At 36.3% G+C, this 19998-nt stretch carries 21 protein-coding genes; 6 read left to right on the top strand and 15 right to left on the bottom strand.

The window, feature by feature from the left end; genetic code table 11:
* The 8 genes from BN986_RS20560 to acpS form a co-directional block, all read right to left on the bottom strand.
* Entirely contained in the window at positions 1-357 is a 357-nt protein-coding gene (locus BN986_RS20560; protein WP_040983621.1) for an STAS domain-containing protein, read from the bottom strand.
* 3 nt (positions 358-360) lie between these two features.
* On the bottom strand, positions 361-1230 hold the full coding sequence (locus BN986_RS20555) for an RsbT co-antagonist protein RsbRA (RefSeq protein ID WP_040983619.1): 870 nt from the start codon (positions 1228-1230) through the stop codon (positions 361-363).
* Between the two features lie 305 nt (positions 1231-1535).
* Complete coding sequence (locus BN986_RS20550; protein ID WP_244445060.1) at positions 1536-2249, bottom strand: HAD family hydrolase; 714 nt, start codon at positions 2247-2249, stop codon at positions 1536-1538.
* Positions 2250-2640: 391 nt separating this feature from the next.
* Positions 2641-3003 carry a type II toxin-antitoxin system PemK/MazF family toxin gene (locus BN986_RS20545; protein WP_040983616.1) on the bottom strand — a complete coding sequence of 121 codons (363 nt, stop codon included), beginning with the start codon at positions 3001-3003 and terminating at the stop codon, positions 2641-2643.
* A 5-nt stretch (positions 3004-3008) separates the two neighbouring features.
* Positions 3009-3227, bottom strand: coding sequence for an antitoxin (locus BN986_RS20540; protein ID WP_379555860.1), 219 nt, complete (start codon positions 3225-3227; stop codon positions 3009-3011).
* Between the two features lie 593 nt (positions 3228-3820).
* A complete protein-coding gene (locus BN986_RS20535) occupies positions 3821-4858 on the bottom strand; it encodes a LolA family protein (RefSeq protein WP_040983612.1) in 1038 nt (345 codons plus the stop codon).
* A gap of 65 nt (positions 4859-4923) precedes the next feature.
* Positions 4924-6438, bottom strand: coding sequence for a bifunctional ADP-dependent NAD(P)H-hydrate dehydratase/NAD(P)H-hydrate epimerase (locus tag BN986_RS20530; protein ID WP_040983609.1), 1515 nt, complete (start codon positions 6436-6438; stop codon positions 4924-4926).
* 85 nt (positions 6439-6523) lie between these two features.
* Positions 6524-6877, bottom strand: coding sequence for a holo-ACP synthase (acpS, locus tag BN986_RS20525; RefSeq protein ID WP_040983607.1), 354 nt, complete (start codon positions 6875-6877; stop codon positions 6524-6526).
* Positions 6878-7005: 128 nt separating this feature from the next.
* Between acpS and BN986_RS20520 the strand changes: the two genes are divergently transcribed.
* From BN986_RS20520 to nagB, 4 genes are all read left to right on the top strand, one after another.
* Positions 7006-7791, top strand: coding sequence for a rhomboid family intramembrane serine protease (locus BN986_RS20520; protein WP_040983605.1), 786 nt, complete (start codon positions 7006-7008; stop codon positions 7789-7791).
* 249 nt (positions 7792-8040) lie between these two features.
* Entirely contained in the window at positions 8041-8796 is a 756-nt protein-coding gene (locus tag BN986_RS20515) for a prepilin peptidase (protein WP_040983603.1), read from the top strand.
* A gap of 398 nt (positions 8797-9194) precedes the next feature.
* Positions 9195-10658 (top strand): N-acetylglucosamine-specific PTS transporter subunit IIBC, encoded by a 1464-nt coding sequence (gene nagE / locus BN986_RS20510; RefSeq protein WP_040983601.1) that lies wholly within the window; start codon positions 9195-9197, stop codon positions 10656-10658.
* A 35-nt stretch (positions 10659-10693) separates the two neighbouring features.
* Positions 10694-11425: a glucosamine-6-phosphate deaminase gene (gene nagB / locus BN986_RS20505; protein WP_040983599.1), complete on the top strand. Its 732-nt coding sequence runs from the start codon at positions 10694-10696 to the stop codon at positions 11423-11425.
* Positions 11426-11523: 98 nt separating this feature from the next.
* Here the strand turns inward: nagB and BN986_RS20500 are convergent, their stop codons facing one another.
* A complete protein-coding gene (locus BN986_RS20500; RefSeq protein WP_040983597.1) occupies positions 11524-11988 on the bottom strand; it encodes a GNAT family N-acetyltransferase in 465 nt (154 codons plus the stop codon).
* 516 nt (positions 11989-12504) lie between these two features.
* Positions 12505-13971, bottom strand: coding sequence for a degradosome RNA helicase CshA (cshA, locus tag BN986_RS20495; RefSeq protein WP_040983595.1), 1467 nt, complete (start codon positions 13969-13971; stop codon positions 12505-12507).
* A 604-nt stretch (positions 13972-14575) separates the two neighbouring features.
* Between cshA and BN986_RS20490 the strand changes: the two genes are divergently transcribed.
* Positions 14576-15487, top strand: a complete 912-nt coding sequence (locus tag BN986_RS20490; protein ID WP_040983593.1) for a DMT family transporter — start codon at positions 14576-14578, stop codon at positions 15485-15487.
* A gap of 23 nt (positions 15488-15510) precedes the next feature.
* Positions 15511-16365, top strand: coding sequence for a DegV family protein (locus BN986_RS20485; protein ID WP_040983591.1), 855 nt, complete (start codon positions 15511-15513; stop codon positions 16363-16365).
* A gap of 36 nt (positions 16366-16401) precedes the next feature.
* Here the strand turns inward: BN986_RS20485 and BN986_RS20480 are convergent, their stop codons facing one another.
* From BN986_RS20480 to BN986_RS25855, 5 genes are all read right to left on the bottom strand, one after another.
* Entirely contained in the window at positions 16402-17097 is a 696-nt protein-coding gene (locus tag BN986_RS20480; RefSeq protein WP_040983588.1) for an alpha/beta hydrolase, read from the bottom strand.
* A gap of 221 nt (positions 17098-17318) precedes the next feature.
* Positions 17319-17657 carry a hypothetical protein gene (locus tag BN986_RS20475; RefSeq protein ID WP_052400984.1) on the bottom strand — a complete coding sequence of 113 codons (339 nt, stop codon included), beginning with the start codon at positions 17655-17657 and terminating at the stop codon, positions 17319-17321.
* 283 nt (positions 17658-17940) lie between these two features.
* Positions 17941-18225 (bottom strand): glutaredoxin family protein, encoded by a 285-nt coding sequence (locus BN986_RS20470; RefSeq protein WP_040983587.1) that lies wholly within the window; start codon positions 18223-18225, stop codon positions 17941-17943.
* Between the two features lie 143 nt (positions 18226-18368).
* A complete protein-coding gene (locus BN986_RS20465) occupies positions 18369-18974 on the bottom strand; it encodes a PepSY domain-containing protein (RefSeq protein ID WP_052400982.1) in 606 nt (201 codons plus the stop codon).
* A 129-nt stretch (positions 18975-19103) separates the two neighbouring features.
* Entirely contained in the window at positions 19104-19925 is an 822-nt protein-coding gene (locus BN986_RS25855; protein WP_187378595.1) for an alpha/beta fold hydrolase, read from the bottom strand.
* Positions 19926-19998: the final 73 nt, after the last annotated feature.

The raw sequence follows: 19998 nt of genomic DNA, 5'->3' as shown, positions 1-19998 counted from the left end.
CTAACCTCCTAATTCCTGGTGCAGCTTCACTAAACCTTGTTCTAAATCTAAAGCAGTCGGAACATTTTGTAAGTGTATTCCCAAATCAATTAATGTCATTGCAACTGCTGGTTGTATTCCTGTAAGCACAACTCTAGTTCCCATTAAATCCGACATAGATACAACATCGCCCAGCACCTTTGCAATGAAGGAATCAATAATATCTACAGATGTCAAATCAATCACGACACCTGATGCACCTGTTTTATGAATTTTTGCTAATAAGTCTTCCTGAAATTGAATAGCTGTCTGGTCATCAATTTCAGTTTGAATAGAAATTAACAAATAGTTATGTAGCTTTAAAATAGGTATTCGCATACATTACTCCCCCTTAAGTGAACGCATAATATCTTCTATTCCGTTCTCTTTAGCCGGCAAATCAACCACTTCTCTGCCAGTAATCTCCAAAGCTTTCGTAAAACCTTTCTTTAACGTGCTTCTTGTAGGAAATTTACTTAAATCAATCCCTATATTCACAATAGTTTGGGCAATTTCCGGACGAATTCCAACAAGGATACATGTAGATCCAATTAGTCTAACCGCTTCAGCTGCCTGAATAATATGATGGGCAACCATTGTATCCACCACCGGAACTCCCGTGATGTCGATTAATACAACTTCTGAGTTATGCTTAATCGTTCCCTCCAGTAAATTTTCCATAATCAATTTCGCTCTGTCTGTATCAATAGTACCGATCAACGGCATTACTGTAATTCCTTCCATAACAGGAATTAACGGTGCAGATAACTCCTGCAATGCTACGCGTTGTAATGATAAAATATTTTCCCAGCTTCCAGAGTATTCATTCACAAGCTGGCGTATTAACGGTTCTACCCACTCATCTACGCTTGTCAAGACGTTTTGAAAATGATTGGTATCTACTTTTTCTGTTTGTTTAAGTAAAAATTCAATCGTTACTCGCCTAAAAACCTGTAGTCCATCTGTGATGTAGCTAAGCGGCCAGCCCAGATTAATTATTTTTTCCGAGAATTCTTCTACTGACTTCGAAGAACTTTCATTCTGAATACTTGTAAAAATAACATTTACAAATTCTCGGTTTGTATTTACATACAGTTCATCAGATATACTTGCTGTATAATTTCCTGATTTTATTTTTCCAACTTCATTCATCCAATTATCAACAATTGAATCACTGTTATTGATAATTAATTCTTTCAGTTTTACATCCATAAGTAGTACCTCCGTTTTCTATAATTCTTTTAAATTTTTTCTACCTATTCTTGCTGCATTTACTACAAAAATTAAACTATCATTGAGAAAGATCTTCAATTATCCCTATCATTATAACATATATGACATATATCTAGCATTGCTGGAAATAAAATGGGTGCCGCCTGCCAATTTGTTTAATATTTACTGGATTTTTAGTTAGAAATTTCAATTTGATAGCTCAGTTTTTCCTTCATCTATTTATAAAACGATTAAAACGTGTCCTTTTGCGTACCTGTGCGCAACCGAATTTCGTGTATTCTTTCCTATACTTCTCTATTGTGTAAGAAAAAATCTAGCAATTCCTTTGCGCTATAAACAGTTCTATCAGGTTTTACCGTAGTTTCTGGTATTTTTCTGTTACGGTGATTCATCCAAAGTGCTTGCCAACCAACTTGCTTTGCACCGACGATATCATTTGCAAAAGAGTCACCGACATAAATGGTTTTTTCTTTCGTTAGCGAAAGGTTATTTTCAATAATTTGAAATGCTTGTTTCGACGGTTTTGCATACCCCATCGTTTCGGAAACAAATAATTGTTCCTCAGGAATCCACTTGTCCAGCTTTAATTGTTTTATTTTCATTCTCTGATGCCCTTCAGCACCATTCGTCAAAACAGCCAATTGTTTCTTTTTTGCTACTAGATAATCCAGTAGTTCAATAACCTCATCAAACAGTTCTATTTTCCCTTGTTCTTGTACATAATTGTTCTGAAACTCTAAAGCTTGTTCAGCTGTTATTTCTATCCCCACATCTGCGCAAGCATCTTTAATACGACGAATATGCACCTCCTCCAGTGTCATTTTACCTGCCACTTGGTCATCAAATAATGCATCACTATATTTACGGCTTATCAAATAAAGATTATCCAACTCTTTATTTGACAAAGATATATTCAACATTTTTTTACATGTTTCTCTAAATGTTGCTGCCTGATCATATAAAGTATCGTCCATGTCAAAAATAATTGTATCCAACATTATCAACCTCCGTCTTTATTTTAATATAATATTGAAAGAAGAAGAAATATTTGCTAAATCAAGCAGCTAAAATCGAATTTTAGGATAAAAAAAGCCCGCTTTTGTTTTATTGCAATATAATTGACTGGGAATTGGGGCTGGAGCTGGGACTGCGATTACTTGTCCTGTCGTAAAGAGTTGTGCGTCGAGCCCCACTGAATGAAGTTTCACTTTATATGCAGGTAAAATGCTCCATTTAAAAGAAATTTCGGCTAACGTTTCCCTATTCAACGTCGATGCTAAAACATTGAATCACTATATTTATTCCTCCATATGTATACTCTTTTTAAAGCATGAAAAAAGACAGCTCCCTTATGAAAGAACTGTCTTTTTAAAATATTTGTAAGAAATATTAATTATTACTGTACACATCTCGTAAGCCGAGGCTTATTTCTAATGATTGATCGATTTTTTCCATCATTTCTTTATCTAATTTTGTAATTTTATCCGTTAATCGCTGCTTATCTAATGTACGAATTTGTTCTAATAAAATGACTGAATTCCGATCAAATCCATAACGCTTTGCATCAATCTCCACATGCGTAGGCAATTTAGCCTTTTGTATTTGCGCTGTAATAGCTGCTACAATTACAGTCGGGCTAAACCGATTCCCTATATCATTTTGAATAATAAGAACTGGTCGCACACCACCCTGCTCTGAACCAACCACAGGGGATAAGTCAGCAAAATAAACCTCGCCTCTTTGAACGATCACAAGTGTTACACCCCGATCACAGAGCGCTCTAGAGTTATTTCAGCCTCCTCTTCAGCTTGAAAAGCCTCTGAAGCAATCGTTAGATTAATTCTTGCCATTTCTTCATACCCACGTTGCATCGTTTCATGAAAACGTTGGAGGTGTTCTTCTTTTTTATGGTTTAAATAAATCTGAGTTGCTTCGCATATAAAATCATTTAAATCAGAGCTATTCTCATATTTCATTAACCCATCCACCTCACTCAGTAAATTTTTCGGTATTTTCACTAAAATTTCTTCTTTATTTTCAGCCAAAACCAAGCACCCCCGCCAACAATTAACGTTCGTTATTCAATTTAATAACATGATAGCATTATGACCAGACTTTTGCAAAGGGGTTATGGCGAATTTGTAAAAAAATCATGTAAATTTGTCGTTTTAAACCTTAATTTTTGTGGTATTTATTATAGTTGAAGTGCTAAAAATTAATTTTTACCCTTACGCTGAATTCCACATATCCATCCTCTATACATTTCATTCTTAAGAACAAGTTCATAGCTATCACCCGGACGATTTTCAGTAGGGTAATGAAACACAAATCCTTGAAGTAAACTCCACTGCTTACATTGCATTATCAGTAGTTACACACTTTTTTATCAGGTTTAGGATTATCAATGAACCATCCATATTATAGATTGAATACTTTAACTAAATTATGCAGCGAAATAAATACCTGTCTATTAATTATATGCCAATATGTTAAAATCATACCTCTGAAGTGAAAACAGAATACACAAAAGCAGGCTCAAGTTTAGGAGCCTGCTTTTGTATTAGCCATATCATTTTACTAATTGTCCTTGGACAGATTGTGCGACTTCAATCATTTCTTCTTTTGTCAGCTCCGTACTTGCCAATTGATAATCAACACCTTGGTAACTCCACTTTAATACATTATCTTCTAGGCCTGCGACGGTAGCACCAAGATTCACAATATCTCCATTCACTACTTCTGGAGCCGAGCTCACTGTGGCAGTCTCTCTGATTTCCTGGACAAGTGTGAAGTTTTTCTCTCCCTCAAAGGTGGTAATAATTCGTTCTCCATCCTCTAAAGAAACTTCTTGTTTATCTGCCATTTCTGCCCCAGCCGTAAATGTAGGATAGAGCTCGCGAACTTCCTGAGCAGTTGTTTCAACCGCTTCTCCTTCTTCTACACTAGAGCTTTCATCATCTGTTTTCTGCTCCATGTTTTTCTCCACCGAAAAATCATCTTCTGCGAAAGTTGCATCTAAATCAAAACCATGAAAAGTTACATTAACCAGCGGTTCTCCATCTTGATTTAACACATTAACCATTACTGGCGTATAGTCGGACTTATCAAAGTAAATTTCTTGAGCTGGTAAATTATTGTTGCTTTGGTAATTTGTTTTTGTTCTAAAAATATAATGATCTTCTGTTGTTTCAAATTGCGCTTCCGGATCATTCACAACATCATTTACAAGTGATTGGAAAAGATATGGCTGACTGCTGTTTCCTGGCCAGTCCGACTGAAATTTAAAGCTTTTCTCCAATGCTGGAGTCAGTACAAATACACCATCTGTATTTTTTAAAATAACTTGGCTTTCATAATGCTCAGCTTCATTTTCAAGCTTTACACGGTATTGGTCTTCTGCCTGATACCATATATCAATTAAAGAAGTTTGCTCTTGTTCACTTGTATTCATCGTCATATCTGCTGTTGCTTTATAACCCTCTAATTCTGTCACTGTTTCTTGTAATTCTTCCACGACATCTTCCTGCGTTTTTTCTCCACATGCTGCCAGTATCAAACTCAATGCACCTAGTAGTAAAACGACACTGAAAAAACGTCTATTTATCATTAGCATATCTCCCTTGTCTCATTTAACAAAGGGAACGATTTGTTAACAAAACACCACATCAATCTTTAAGAAAATGTACGGATTGCTTTCGGAATACCTTGAATGACATCTCCTGCCAATAAATCTTGTTCCGAATGCCTTTCTTGAACTAGCAAGTCTGCAGATTTTCCGTGCAAGAAGCAAGCATTGTTTATTCCTTCGAAAATAGATCTGCTTTGCATCACCATTGCTAAAACCATTCCGGTCAATACGTCTCCACTGCCACCTTTGGCAAGTCCTGGATTTCCACTGGACTCCACTATCTGGTTTCCATCCGGATCAGTAATAATGGTATATTTCCCTTTTAACAGAAGATAGCAATTAAACCGATTTGTAAATTCAGAGCTATATTTAAAAGGCTCCATAAGTAAGTCAGAGACAGATACATCCATTAATGCCGCTAACTCACCAGGATGCGGCGTTAAAATAAGTGGAGCTTGTCTTGACGCGAACGCGGCTAAATATGGCTTCAGATGGTAAAGGCCATCAGCATCGATAATAATTGGGCCATTAAACTGGAGTAATGATGGAAATATTCCTTTTGCAGTCTCATCACTCCTCCCTAATCCCACTCCGGTAGCAATTGCATCAAATCCCGATAGCTCAATGTTATCTATTCCAGTGATACAGCCATTTGTTTCTGATGTAGAAATATACATGGCTTCAGGACTTTTTCCTGCAATCATGGAAATCACATTTTTAACAGATGCAGTCGTCAATAACCCTGCTCCGGTTCGCAAAGCTGCCTTGGTTGTCATTAGAACAGATCCTGGCATTGATTCACTGCCTCCGATAACCAGGCCTCTTCCATGATTCCCTTTATGGGAATTCACTTCCCGCTTTGGAAAAGATTCCTGAAAATCAGATTGCTGCCATAAACGCCTTTTTGTATGCGTGTGAAAGAGTTTTTCCGGGAATCCAATATCCACTACAATCCATTCTCCATAATAGGAAGATGTGTTCTTGCATACTGCAGATTGTTTTACAGCACCAATCATAATGGTAGCATCTGCTTCGATGGCTTGAAAATGTGCGATACCTTCCTCTGCCGGTAATCCACTTGGTATATCGATGGAAATAACATAGGCATTTTGTTTATTTACTTGTTTCGTTACAGTTAATATATCTCCTCTTAATTCACCACGCACGCCAATACCAAGCATTGCATCAATAATCACATCTGCTTCCTTGAGAGCTGCATCTTTTATATTTTCATAATAATGTTCCACCTGACCGCCAAATTGTTGATAAACTTCCTTATGATAAGCTGCATCTCCTGTAATTTTTTCGTCTTTTGCAACCTGAACCACTTTGATAGAATAACCTGCTTCTGCCAGGACGCGGGCAATGACAAAACCATCTCCGCCATTATTACCGCTGCCAATCAAAATGACCGCCTTATCTTCTTTGGTTATTCGCTTCTCTATTTCCTTACTTGCTTCCCTACCTGCATTCTCCATGAGTATCTTTCCATCAAGTCCAATCGTGCTGATGGTCTCCCTATCAACCTTGTACATTTCTTCCGCGGTAACAATATACAAATTCGTTCCCTCCTACCGCAATAAAATATATGAGACAAACTATGCGTTTATGCATTTTTACAATTCTAATTTCTTTTTACTTCTATTATTTTTCTAATAATACCTGTGCAATTGCATACTCCCTGCTATGCGATATAGACAAATGGATATGAACATCCTCCATCCCCTCGGCCTGCATTTTCGGCGCTCCATTGGCATGATTACGAATTTCAATTTGTTGAAAGCTTAGTTTTCCTATCCCTGTTCCATTTGCTTTAGCAAAGGCTTCTTTGGCAGCAAATCGTCCCGCTACATATTCTGTACGTCTGTGAGCGGATAACCCCATTGCTTTTTCTTGTTCTGCTTTCGTTAAAATGCGCTCTGAAAAACGGTTGTTTTTCTCAAGCAGCCGTTTTATCCTTGCTAGTTCAACAATATCAACACCTATTCCAAGTATCATCGTCACTACTCCTAAACGTTATTCCATGTATAGTTACGCCTTTTTAATGGTCATAATCTTTATAATTACTTATTATATTATATAGGATAACTTATTCAGTTTGAAGCGTTGGCTATGGGAGGCACAATATGTTTATAAGAACGGAACGGAGCATTAAAGAATTTTTTGAATTATACCCTGTTGTTACCATTATTGTCGGAATTAATATATTTCTCTGGTTTATCATTGATTTTTTAAATTTACAAATCGGTACTTTTATACAAGGGTATGGGATAGGAAGTAACTATTGGATCGGACAAGGAGAATGGTGGAGAATCTTTACGCCAATTTTTCTGCATGCCGGATTGATGCATATGCTGTTTAATTCCTTTTCCCTTGTTTTATTCGGTCCTGCGCTAGAACAAATGCTTGGCAAAGTGAAATTTATCCTGGCCTATATTGGAACTGCAGCTACAGCAAATATTGGCATTTACCTTATCGAATCACCTACCTACGCTCATTTAGGTGCATCTGGAGCAGTCTTTGGTTTATTCGGGATCTATGTCTATATGATTGTTTTCCGTAAAGAGTTAATCGATCAGTCCAGCAGTCAAATTATTGGTGTAATTGTCGCTATGGCGCTTGTAATGACTTTTGTAAGAAGTAACATCAGTATATTAGGGCATTTATTTGGTATTTTTAGTGGTTTCATCTATGCTCCACTTCTTTTGGCAGGTGTAAAAAGTTATTCCCCTTGGGCACGCCCACGTCCGCGAAAAAGAAAATATGGAGATGATGACGATGGCCCCCAATTTGACCCCAACCGTTGGAATAAAAAACGAAAAATGCCAGAGGCTATCCGGAAAAATATGTTATGGATTATTGTCGGTATTATCGCTATTTTATGGTTATTAGGACAGGCGAATATTTTATAAAACGAAACTTCATTCAGTGGGAGTTTTCGCCCGTTATCTCCCGCCTAAATAAATTCATTATTACTCTTTATTTTGAGGCGGGAGTTTTACGGGCGGTTCTCCGTGATAAAAATAATAAGCTGGACATGAGCTTTTCATGGCCGGCTTTTTATTTTGCAGAAAAAACAATCTATTATCAAAATCAATCTTTCTTTATGCTATAATAAAACCACTCCGAAATTCCCCTCAAACTAAATAAGGAGGTTTCTTATGGAAATCTACACTTCACTCATTTTTTTCTTGTTTGGAATTATTTTTGGTTCATTTTTTATGGTTGTCGGAATTCGTCTTCCTCAAAAAATTCCGTTTGCCAGCGGGCGCTCTATATGTCCTTCCTGCAGCTATCAGCTCGCTTGGTATGATAACATTCCCCTCCTATCTTATCTATTACTGAAAGGTCGTTGCCGGAAATGTCTTGATCCCATTTCTTATTTATACCCTCTGACAGAAGTTTTCACTGGATTTCTCTTTGTTCTCTGCTATTTTCACGCGACTTCTCCTACAGAGCTTCTCCTCTCTCTTTTATTTATATCACTGCTAATGATTATCATGCTAACCGACCTATATTATATGGTCATTCCAAATAATATATTAGCTTTTTTTCTCCCTATTTTTATTCTTGTACGCATAATAGAACCGTTGGAGCCTTGGTGGGATCCTATAGCAGGAGGTCTTACTGGGTTCTTTATTATTTTTATCGTCATCTTATGGAACAAACAAGGAATGGGGGCAGGAGATATGAAACTAATGGCAGTACTCGGGATTGTATTAGGTTTTTCTCAGATTATTGCAACCTTTTTGCTAGCTTGTATTTCCGGAGCATTGATCGGAAGTGCTCTGCTTTATTTTAATATCATTCAACGGAGTAAACCCTTTCCTTTTGGACCGTTTATTGCTTTCGGAGCTCTATTTACTTATTTTCTTGGAGATACGTTGATTCAATGGTATTTAAATTTATTTATATAATACTGAAAAAGTCTATCAGCTTTTTAGAATTAATATCGTGTAATAAATAAAAAAATAAGCTGATAAAGCTTCCACGTGTCAGTAATATATTCAAAAACTCCACCTATTTTAACGTAAGGTATTTGCTCCTAAGTGACAATCAACAAAATATCATCATAACAAATAGTACAAATATAATAATTGAAGTAAATATTCCGTCAATAACTATACTGAAACCTCTTATTAGTCAGATTTTTTGACAATTTACAACTTTATATTTGTTGTTACAAATAACATAAATTTATCTATATTCGTATCAATAAATGAGTATTTTATACCTATACCCAAAAAATGTATGTACAAATTTTATTTCTTATGGCTATAATGGTATTAAATAAAACCTAAGGGGGATATAAACCATGTTTAAATATTTACAGAACCTTGGTAAATCGTTGATGTTACCGGTTGCAGTATTGCCTGCAGCTGCTGTTCTTATGGGAATTGGACATTGGATTGATAGTTTCTTTGAAGCCGATCTTCGTCTTGCAGCCTTTTTAATCAGTGGCGGAGATGCAATCCTTTCTTCACTGGCAATTCTATTTGCAGTCGGGGTTGCTATAGGTATGACAAAAGCAAAAGACGGAGCTGCTGCCTTAAGCGGACTTGTCGGTTATCTTGTAATTACAAAAGTATTAGAGTCGGAGAGTGTCGCAAGTTTACTGCAAATTGATTTGAGTCAAGTGGACATGGCTTTCGATGGTATCGAAAATGTTTTTATTGGAATTTTAGCCGGTCTTATTTCTGCAGCATTGTATAACCGCTTTAGCCATGTTTCTTTACCAGACGCATTTGCTTTCTTTAGCGGAAAACGTCTCGTTCCTATTTTAACTGCGGCAACAATGCTAGTCGTTTCCATCGTGGTTCTCTTTGTGTGGCCAATTGTATATGGATGGTTAGTCAGCTTCGGAACAATGATTAGTAACTTAGGAGCTACTGGTGCAGGTCTATATGGGTTCTTTAACCGTTTATTAATACCAACTGGTCTCCATCACGCATTAAATAATGTATTCTGGTTTGACGTAGCAGGCATTAATGATATTGGAAACTTCTGGGATGGCAATGGAGAACTTGGTATCACAGGCAGATACATGGCCGGATTCTTCCCGATTATGATGTTCGGGCTTCCAGCAGCTGCATTAGCTATGTATCATACAGCAAAAACAAAACAACGTAAGCAAGCAGCGTCTTTATTAATGGCAGTAGGTTTTGCTGCGTTCTTTACAGGAGTAACAGAACCGCTTGAATTCGCGTTTATGTTCTTAGCACCTGTATTATATTTCGTTCACGCTGTACTTACTGGTTTATCTCTGTTTATTGCAGCAACGTTCCAATGGACAGCAGGATTTACATTCAGCGCCGGTTTAATCGATTACTTCCTGAGTTTCCGGTTACCTTTAGCAAATCAGCCATATATGCTTATCGTACAGGGTCTGGTATTTGCAGTTATTTACTATTTCTTATTCCGTTTCTTAATTGTAAAGCTAGATTTAAAAACTCCTGGACGCCAGGATGATGACGAATTAGTTGAAGAGCAAAGTGGAGATTCAGAAGCAAGCAATGAAACCAAAGACAAACATACGGTGATGGCAGAATCTATCTATGCCCATCTTGGCAAAAAAGAAAATATTGATTCCATCGATAATTGCGCAACCAGGCTGCGCTTAGAAATTCGAAATATGGATAAAGTGAATCAAGACGGCATTAAGAAAACAGGAGTTCCTGGTATTCAGCAGGTAAGTAAAAATAACTTACAAATCATTGTTGGAACTCAGGTACAAGCAGTGGCAGAAGCTCTACAAAAGCTTTATAATGAAGATAAATAGTATTTAGTATTTTTTCATAAAAAGGGGACAGATGCATGCATATTATTAAAGCAGAAAATTATAAAGAAATGAGCGAGCTGGCTGCCAGCAAGATAATTGAGCAGGTAAACAAAAAATCAAACAGTGTACTAGGCTTAGCAACCGGGTCAACACCAGAAGGTCTTTACAAGGAAGTCATTCAAACTTATAAAGAAGGGAATGTTTCCTTCAAAAATGTGACAACCTTCAATTTAGATGAATATGTTGGACTCAGCAAAGACGATGATCAAAGTTATTACTATTACATGCATCATCTTTTGTTTGATCATATTGATATCAATAGTGACCAGGCTAATCTGCCAAACGGTGATGCAAATGATTTACAGGAAGAATGTAATCGATATGAAAAAGCCATTCAACAAGCTGGCGGGATCGATATTCAAATTTTAGGAATTGGGTTAAATGGACATATTGGTTTCAATGAACCTGGGACACTTTTCTCTATGCAGACCCATATTGTTGATTTGGATGAATCAACACGCCAAGCAAATGCCCGCTTCTTTAATTCGATTGAGGACGTACCATTACAAGCTATTACTATGGGAATCGATTCGATTATGCAATCCAAAGAAATTATTCTTTTAGTATCTGGTTCACAAAAGGCAGAAGCATTAGATAAATTAGTAAATGGACCGATAACGGAAGATTTTCCGGCTTCTATTTTACAAAAACATTCCAATGTAACGATTATTGCAGATCGGGAAGCAAGATCAGAGCTCTCAGAATAAGGCAATTATTTAAAAGAAGCATTCTCCGTAAATAGGGAATGCTTCTTTTTTCTAGTCAAAGCATACTGTATATGCACGCGTTAGTGGAAAAGCTAAATTTAACATTCATATACCATTTTCAAGAATTTGAAGGTGCTTCCATTTGTATTCTGTATAAACGTTTCAACATCTGTAAAACCAACTTTTCTATAAACTTTTATTGCTCTTTGATTAAACGTCGCCACTGCTAACGTTATTTTTTCAGGCTTGTACGTCAATTCAACAAAACTCAAAACCTCCTTTAAAAATTCCATACCACTCCCTTGCCCAGTTAAATCCGGTCTCATTCCTAAACCAATTTCAAACGTTCTACCGGCAGTTTCACTAATACTAAAGAATGCAGCCAGTTCATTTTCTTTTGTTACAGCAAACGTTGAGTCCCCCCGTTGTTCAGGGTCTAAAAATTCATCCAAATCTTCTTTGTCAGCTTCCATATCATAAAAAGAATAATCTCCATCGTAATGCCAGTTAAAGGCAATATCTTCAGCCTGCTCTTGAGTCATAATAGTAAACCTGTATAGCATTATTAACCCCCTTTCAAAATCTTACATTACATTTCCCTTCTTTAACATAACGGTCCCGTTAGTTGGACAAGCAGTAATGTTTATATCGTGAATTTAGATAACCTAAGTGTATCATATATAGTTAAATCCATTACAGAACTTGAGTTCCCATAAATAAAATGATTAAATCACAGACTTTAATAACTCAATTTTCGCATATTAAAAAGTAACTTCATTTCCATAGAAACAGGGGGTGATCGTTCCTTCGATAACTCCCTTGACAAAGAATAGAAGGTGAAGTGTAAAATACAGCTGCGGCGGAAAGCGGAGTGGTTGGCCTGAGCGGGAGCTATACACAATTACCAATTCCAAAATAGCTGGATATTTAATCAAAAAGCAAGTATGGTAATGGAGAAAATGTTCATCCTGAAATAGCAAGTTATATATACTTAGGTGTGAAAGTTGAGTAACAAAAAAAGAAGCATTGGACAATATTCGTTAGAACAATGTCCAATGCTTCTTTTTATTTCTGTTAAATTAACGGTCATCTCTTCTTTTACGCTGGAAATTTCCTTTATTATTTTTGCGGTTTCTACCGCCTTGGTTTCTTCCGCCTTGTCCACGTCCACCATAATAGCGTTTTTTATTATTGCTGCGACGATTATCGTCTTTCGCTTTTTTCACACTGATCGGTGCAGCAGAAGAAATCCGTACAGGTGTATCTCTTCTTTCTTTTGTCATCATACTGATTGCAGCTGCAATAACTGTTACGGAATCATGATCATCTAATAATTCCTTCGCTGCTTCATAATAAGGCTTCAAATCTTTTTGATCAATTGCCTTTTTCATTTTATCAATCGTTACTTGCTGCTGTCCGCGACGGGCATCCTGGTTGGTAGGCGGTGTCAGACGCTTCATTTTACTTTTCGTTGTTTTTTCAATCAGGCTTAGATGAGCCATCTCTCTTGGTGTAATAAAGGAAATAGCTTCTCCGGTTTTTCCTGCACGGCCGGTTCTGCCGATACGGTGAACATAGCTCTCAGGGTCCTGTGGAATATCAAAATTATACACATGCGTTACACCGGAAATATCTAATCCACGTGCTGCTACGTCTGTTGCAACAAGTACATCCACGCGTCCTTGTTTAAATTTATTCAGTACAGACATACGCTTACCTTGTGTTAAATCACCATGAATCCCTTCAGAACGGTAACCGCGTGCTTGAAGCCCTTCTGTGATTTCATCCACACGTTTTTTGGTTCTTGCAAAAACGATAGCTAACTCCGGAGAGTTAATATCCAAATGGTTATTTAACGTTTCAAACTTAAATTTCTCTGGAATCTCAATAAAATATTGATCAATATTTTCTACCGTCATTTCTTTTGCTTTTACTTTAACTTCCTTTGGCTCTTTCATAAGCGTGGTTGCAATATCACGAATTTCTTTTGGCATTGTCGCAGAGAAAAGCAATGTTTGTCTGTCTTCTGGAATCCCTTTTAAAATCTCGCGGATATCATCAATAAAGCCCATGTTCAACATTTCATCTGCTTCATCAAGAACGGCTGTATGCACTTCATCAATACGGATCGTTTTGCGGCGCATATGGTCCATTAAACGTCCTGGTGTTGCTACCACAATTTGTGGACCGTCTTTTAATGCACGAATTTGCCGGTCCATTGGTGATCCACCGAAGATTGCAAGTGCCCGTATACGCTTGAATTTAGATAGACGGTTAATTTCTTCAGCTACTTGAATAGCCAGTTCACGTGTAGGTGCAACAATTAACCCTTGTACCTTTCTTAATTTTGGATTTATTTTATTAATCAAAGGAATACCGAATGCAGCGGTTTTCCCTGTACCTGTTTGCGCTTGTCCAATCACATCAAGTCCTTCCAGCGCATATGGAATTGTCTCTGCCTGAATAGGAGTTGCTTCTTCAAACCCCATTTCTTCTAAAGCTTTCATTATTGGCGCAGAAACACCTAGTTCATTAAATTTAGTCACGTAATCGTCGACTCCTTTTTGTTTTTTATTGCAAAAGAGGCCTTATAAAAGAAGAGTTATAAAGAGTTTCTCATACTTTTCATCTTATTATACAAATCAGTAAAAATCTCTGAGTAACCCGGAAAAGAAGCAGCGAGCTTTATAGATCATCCTGCTTCTATACTCTTATACACATGTATTCTATTACTGATTTACCACTTAAAAATTGCTGATTGAATGAATACTTCACCCCACATCAGCAATTAACGAATAACATATTTCCAGTGCGTATTCATTATCAACGTTTAAAGTACAAAAAAGGCATAACCAATTTCAATAAGGTAAGAGGCCTCTAAAAAATGCTCTCCTAATGATACCATATTTATGTAACAGATATCTAGTATACAGATTAAAATGATTTTTTTTTCGTAACGTGATAAAATATAATTAGCTTTGTATGCGTATGCACTAGGTATTTCCAGCTCCTTTTTAGAAAAAATTACTCACTTATCCGTGGAAAGGACTTAAATCACATCATACGCCCACATCCTGCTCTTCACTTTGAACATATAATTCAAAAGAAGTAAATACATCATGTTGAAAATGCGAAAAGGGAGTTTACATCATGCGTCATTCTGCATTCAACCCTAAAGCTGCAGTTGTTATTGGGGTCTTTTCTATATCTACATCAGCAATTTTTGTCCGGCTTGCAACAGAAGCATCTGCTTCTATTATAGCCAACTATCGTCTCTTATTTGCCGTTTTACTCTTATTACCATTTATTTTATTTCATTATAAGTATGAGTTTAAACGTATTTCAAAAAAAAATTGGTGGCTTTCCATTCTTGCAGGCTCCTTTCTTGCTCTATATTTTATTCTGTGGTTTGAATCCCTGAATTATACCTCTGTCGCCAGCAGCGTTGTGCTTATATCACTTCAACCAATTTTCGCCTTTATCGGGACATATTTTATCTTTGGCGAACGTTTTTCATCTGGAGCTATCATTAGCATCTTCATTGTTTTACTCGGCGGATTGATCATCGGATCCGGAGATTTTCAATTATCCGGTGATGCAATGTACGGGGACATGCTTGCTTTACTCGGAGCAATTGCTGTAACCATCTATTTCTTATCGGCACAGCATGTACGGAAAAATGTTTCTTTAATTACCTATACATTTATTGTTTATGGGATCAGTGTCGTCATATTAACGCTGTTTAATATCATTCGGCAAGAAAATTTCTTCTCTTATCCAGCCGATCATTGGTGGATTTTTATTGCTTTAGCAATTATACCAACTTTTTTAGGACATTCTCTTTTTAATTGGTCGTTAAAATGGTTGAGTACATCCACGATTTCCATGGCAATTGTATTTGAACCGATTGGCGCAAGCATCCTTGCTTTTCTTATTTTAAATGAAACGCCAACCTGGGCGCAGTTTCTGGGTGGCACGATTATTGTATTTGGATTATTTCTATTTATCCTTAGTACATCACGAAAAAACAAAGTTACTATTTCAACAAAGAACCATAAATAAATACGTATAAAGCAGGTGAATCAATGACAATTCAATTAATGACAGACAGCTCTGCTGATCTACCTTTATTCTTAAAAAATAAACTTCATGTAGAAATTGTTCCATTATATCTTCATTTTAGTGATGGTCAATACAAAAGCGGGCAAACGATGGATATTGAATTATTTCATCAGAAAGTAAAAGAATTAGGTGAAGTGCCACGTTCAGCAGCTCCCAGCCCTTCTGATTTCTATGAAGCATATAAACAAATTCCGTCAGAAAAGCAAATTTTAATGTTAAGTATCTCCAATGAAATCAGCAGTACCTATGCGAACGCATTAGCAGGGAAAGAGATGCTACTAGAGGAAGAGCCTGACCGTGTTATTGAAGTACTTAATACGAAAACTGCTTCCTGTGGTATCTGTCTGCTCATGCATGAAGCAAATAAAAAAATAGAAGAAAAGTATGAATTTGATGAGTTAGTCCGTCATTTAACAGAGCGCATTGAACAAACTGCTACTTTATTTGTATTAAAAAGTTTAGATAATCTTGTTTTAGGCGGCCGTTTAGAAAAAATTAAAGGAAAAATTGCAAAGACGTTAAATATAAAAGTACTCATGAAAGCAACTAATGAAGGGGCTATTGATGTTGCAGAAAAAGTTCGGGGAGAAAAGAAGTCTTTAAAACGATTCGTTGACCAGATTGGTGAATATACACAAGATACCGAAAATAAAGTCATTACAATGACCTATTGCCGTGACAAAGAAAGAGCATTAAACGTACTTGAAAAAATTCGTAGTAAATATGCTTTCAACGACGCAATTTTAGAAGAATCAGGTCCGCTTATCTCAACATACGGCGGGGAAGGTGCGCTTGTTATTTCTTTCTTTAAAAAATAATTTACAAAAATGCTGGGAGTTTGTCCCAGCATTTTATTATGCAGATGATTCCACCAGAAAATCATAAACCATATTGTTTAATGTGTCTTTGTCAGTTCCAAGGCAAATTAAATGTTTGGATCTTTCAAAGAAGACAACTTCTTTTTTCTCTGAGTGAATTTCCTTATCTAGATAATAAGCTGTTTTATACGGAACCATTCCATCAAGTTGGCCTTGAGCAATTAATACTGGAGAATTCACTTTATCTAGATACTTCCTTGTAAATCGGACTAACTTCATGAACTCTATATGCGCTTTGAACGGGACAACGCCCACTTTGTTTTTATAATGATTAAATAATTGATTTTCTTTTAAATGGCCGCGCAATCCATCTCCAATTACGCCAGCAACATCTAATCCCAGCTGCCTTAAGGATAAATATTTTCCAGAAGTAGCTAAGAGCACAAGCTTAGCTATTTCATATTTTGCTGCTAAATAAGAGGCAATCATTCCTCCCATAGAAAATCCGATAATATAAACGATATCGAAGTGTTTCATAAGCTTTTGAAGTTCTTCTTCTGCCGCTTGAATCCATCCTTCATAAGAAGCATCTTCCAAATTTAGTTCTGTCCCGTGTCCCGGCAAAGTTGGCACCTCTATATGCCAGTCTGTACTATTTCTTAAATAATTTGCCAATGGTTCCACTTCATAGGGCCCTCCAGTATACCCATGAATAATTAAACATCCTTTCATGATTTTCTACTCCTTTTACAAATTGGCAAACCTAACCTGAGAAGGCATAGGTTTGCTTTAGTTTGACTGCGATTACTCAACTCAGGCATTAGAATAACGGATCCCAGGATCTTATTCCTTAAAAATATTCATACCTTCTTAACGTGTAAACTTAATGGAATTTCCTCCCTGATTTTTTTGGGAGGGTAATCTTATCATTTCTAGATTTGATTGATATATACCTACATGAAACCTTTTACAAATGTGCTAAACTGTTTGACAATAGGGGAAACCTGATGGTAAGTACTTGCTAATTGTCCCACTTTGCTGATTACTGTATCAAAATTAAACGGATTATTTTCATTTGTCCCACCGGCACCATTAATACCTGGTTGCGTCTGAATTTGTTGCTGAGACATTAAATACTGCGTTGGTAACTCTGGTTTTGTAAATAAATCATATGGAGTAAGCTCTTGCCTCGTATTGCGCTGATTGATATTTGAAGAAATTGGTGTATACGGATGATTTCTATTCAATCCATTCGGGGATGCGTTTTTTTGATATGATGGTTGATATTGCACATCTCTCACCTTCTTTTGCCTTTTTAAGAAGTATTCAAAAACTCCAATCAAATGAACACGTGAAAGGAAACTTGGCAATCCATGCTTTATAAGGCTCAGGATTGATCTCCTTCGTTGCTTTTATACTTAATACCTAAAATTTTATACCTTTCTAACGTGTTAGAAAACTCAAATTCACAGACTTTAATCGACTTATTCCTTTTAAGTATGTCTTTTTGAACTTAAATTTTAGTTTTAGATTACTACCATTTTATGCAAATGAAAGTTTATATGTGCATATCCTTTATTCATCTCTAAACACATTTTCAAAAGAAAATGCATCCTCACTGGAATGATTAGCTAACCCTAATTCATAAAGGATTTTATTCTCTTGGATTCCTTCTATTTTCTTACCGTCAATAAAAAGTGTTGGTGTTCCAAAAATCTTTATTTCCTGTAATTCCTTTAAATATGTTTTATTTTTGGTTACGTTTTTTAGTTCATAGGTAACATCATTTTTATCTAGAAATGCTTTTACCTTATCTGAGGCTTTACTGTCTTCGCTGATAAACAATGTAACCTTCTTCATAAAAAATCCTCCTAATTGATCCCTTCTCAAACATTTACTTATTTTAAATTACCCTATTTCCTTACGTATAAAACACATATACGCAAAAAAAGAGGACTAATTAATCCTCTTTTTTTATTGCTTATAGTGCGTATTATTTTTAATTAATCATCTTCATATTCTACTTCTAGAGAAAGAATATCTCCTGTTTCGCCATGAATATCGATATCAGCTTCTTGCTGTCCATTCACAAGTTCAAACTCATAAACATATCTGCCATCATCGTAATCTAATTCCATATCCACAACTTCTCCGTCAAATTGTTGTTTTGCAATCTTAACTGCTTTTTCTTGTGCAATTAAATTACTTTTGCTGTTACTATTTTCATTTTCTACTGTTGTATCCTGTTGGTTCTCTTCCATATTTCTGTCATCATCGTATCTATCATCATCATATCCGTCATCGTCTACCTCTTCATAGACCACTTCACCAGATCCAGCATCCATTTTCACATCATATTCTTGATTTTCTACAATAATTTCTGCTTCATAGTATAGTTTATTTCCTTCTTTATCTAATTCTAATTCTTTAATGGTTCCTTGATATTCTTCTTCCAATTTTTTTGTTGCATCTTCCATTGTTATATTTTCTTCTTCAACAATTTGCACCTGGCCTTCATTTGAACTTGATGCCTCTGCATGGTAAATTCCTGTCCCGACCACTCCTGCTAATGCAACTGCTCCAGCAATCATTCCAATTTTTTTGTTCATTTGTTTTTCCTCCTTATTTCTTATTAATTACATCTTACCTGGTAATAATGACAACACCATTTGAGTAAGATTAGAATTTCATGAGAAATACATTATCAGGAAATGAAAATGAAGAACTAGAGCTTTTATTTATTTCCATATAGGTTTTGTTACTCGGTTACCAAGTGTAAAGTTTAATATCAAATTAACGGCTACTTCAGGCTGATCATCAGGAATCATATGGGAGCATTCATCAATTATCACTGTCTGTACATGAGGAGTAAGTTTTTTTGCTCTTTTCCAAGCCTTTTGTTTCCGATGTACAACTGTATCACTGGCTAGTAATTGTTGTGTAGGCACACTTAGATTTCTTAACTTTGAATTGGGTATAAGAGAAGCTTCCTCCTTATTCGCCCGATAGGAAGTCATTCCAATAATTATTAATTCCAGAATATCAGAATTAACTTTCTTTCCTTGTGCCATCCGATTATAAAAAGAATGAATGTTACGTTCTGTCGGAAAAAAATAAGGTATTAGACAGTAAGATAACCACTGCAGTGTGAAAGGAGCAAACACTTGAGCAGGGTCAAGAAGTGTCAGGGTTTTAACACGGTCTGGAAAAGAAAGTGCGAAATGGGTTGCAAACCAACCACTAAATGAATGTGCAGCAATATGAATCTGATCAAGTTGTAGCCCATCTAAAGTTGCTGACAGCCATTCTACATAATCTTCTGCCGATCGCAGAGGTAAGCCATTACTTACACTTAGCCCAGGCTCTCCAATTGTATCAATTGCATAAATACGGTAAGATTGGGAAAGTTCATTTATCATAGGCGTCCAAGATACGCTCGGAGTAAACCTTCCATGTAGTAAAACAAGCGGAGGAGCATCATCCGGTCCGCAAATCAGAATATGAGAAGTCCCTTGTGGTGTTTCTACCTTATTATGGGTAACGTCAGGCCATTGATTCAATAAAGTGTTGTACCTCTTCCAATACTGCCTTTCTGCATCACGGTTTTTGAACCCTATTTCCGTCTTTTTTTGA

Origin of the sequence: Oceanobacillus jeddahensis, assembly GCF_000750635.1 — a bacterium.
Classification (GTDB): Bacteria; Bacillota; Bacilli; order Bacillales; family Amphibacillaceae; genus Oceanobacillus; species Oceanobacillus jeddahense.
The sequence above is the reverse complement of the archived record's forward strand: the minus strand, read 5'-3'. Positions and strand labels throughout refer to the sequence as shown.